The sequence below is a fragment of the Celeribacter sp. PS-C1 genome, from assembly GCF_019429625.1.
Lineage (GTDB): Bacteria > Pseudomonadota > Alphaproteobacteria > Rhodobacterales > Rhodobacteraceae > Celeribacter.
Genome location: NZ_JAHXRW010000035.1, coordinates 1 through 1436, shown reverse-complemented (window position 1 = coordinate 1436; position 1436 = coordinate 1). Strand labels below are relative to the sequence as shown.

Annotated in this window: 1 protein-coding gene; it reads left to right on the top strand. The window is 60.9% G+C overall.

All coding sequences use genetic code 11. From position 1 onward, the window contains the following. On the top strand, positions 1 to 1380 hold a 1380-nt coding region (gene lpdA / locus J5Y17_RS19060; RefSeq protein WP_219787433.1), incomplete at its 5' end, for a dihydrolipoyl dehydrogenase. Positions 1381 to 1436: the final 56 nt, after the last annotated feature.

Genomic DNA, 1436 nt, shown 5'->3' with positions numbered 1-1436 from the left:
TTCGACCTCATCGTGATCGGCGCCGGCCCTGGCGGTTATGTTGCCGCCATTCGTGCGGCGCAGTTGGGGCTCAAGGTTGCCTGTGTCGAGCGCGAAAACTTGGGCGGGATTTGTCTGAACTGGGGCTGCATTCCGACGAAGGCGTTGCTGCGCTCGGCGGAGGTCTATCACCAGATGCACCGCGCCAAGGAGTTTGGTCTGTCGGCGGGCGACATCGGCTTTGATCTCGACGCCATCGTCAAACGCTCGCGCGGTGTTGCGGCGCAGATGAACGGCGGGATCAAGGGGTTGTTCAAAAAGAACAAAGTTACCTCGATCATGGGCGAGGCCAAGCTGGCCGGTAAGGGCAAGGTCGAGGTCAAAACCGACAAAGGCACCGACACGCTGACCGCGAAGAACATCATCGTTGCCACCGGCGCGCGGGCGCGTGAGCTGCCGGGGCTGGAGGCCGACGGCGATCTGGTCTGGACCTACCGCCACGCTTTGGTGCCGACGCGGATGCCGAAGAAGCTTTTGGTCATCGGTTCGGGCGCCATCGGCATTGAATTCGCGAGCTTTTACAACACCCTCGGCGCCGACACGACGGTCGTCGAGGTGATGGATCGCGTGCTGCCGGTCGAGGACAAAGACATCTCTGCCTTCGCCAAAAAGCAGTTCGAAAAGCAGGGGATGAAGATCCTGCAAAAGACCACTGTCAAGAAACTTGATCGTGCCAAAGGCAAGGTCACCGCGCATTTTGAAGCGGACGGAAAAGTCACCACCGAAGAGTTCGACACAGTGATTTCCGCGGTCGGCATCGTCGGCAATGTCGAGGGACTGGGCCTCGAAGAGGCGGGCGTGAAGATCGACCGCACGCATGTTGTCACGGACGAATTCTGCCGCACGGGCGTGGACGGTTTGTTCGCCATCGGCGACATCGCGGGCGCGCCTTGGCTGGCCCACAAAGCGTCGCACGAAGGCGTTATGGTGGCCGAGCTGATCGCCGGCGAACACCCTCATCCGATCAAGCCGAACTCGATCGCGGGCTGCACCTATTGCCACCCGCAAGTGGCCTCCGTCGGGCTCACTGAGGACAAGGCGAAAGAGGCGGGTTACACCGTCAAAGTCGGCAAATTCCCCTTTATCGGCAATGGCAAAGCGGTCGCGATGGGCGAGGCCGAGGGTCTTGTGAAAACCGTGTTCGACGCCAAGACGGGCGAGCTTTTGGGCGCGCATATGGTGGGCGCCGAGGTGACGGAAATGATCCAGGGCTATGTGATCGGGCGGACGCTTGAAACCACCGAAGAAGAGCTGATGAACACGGTCTTCCCGCACCCGACGATGTCGGAAATGATGCACGAATCCGTGCTGGCCGCTTACGGCCGGGCGCTTCACATCTAAGGGCGACACACGCGCCAGTGAGAGAGATCGGCCGCGCTTCGGTGCGGCTGATTTGT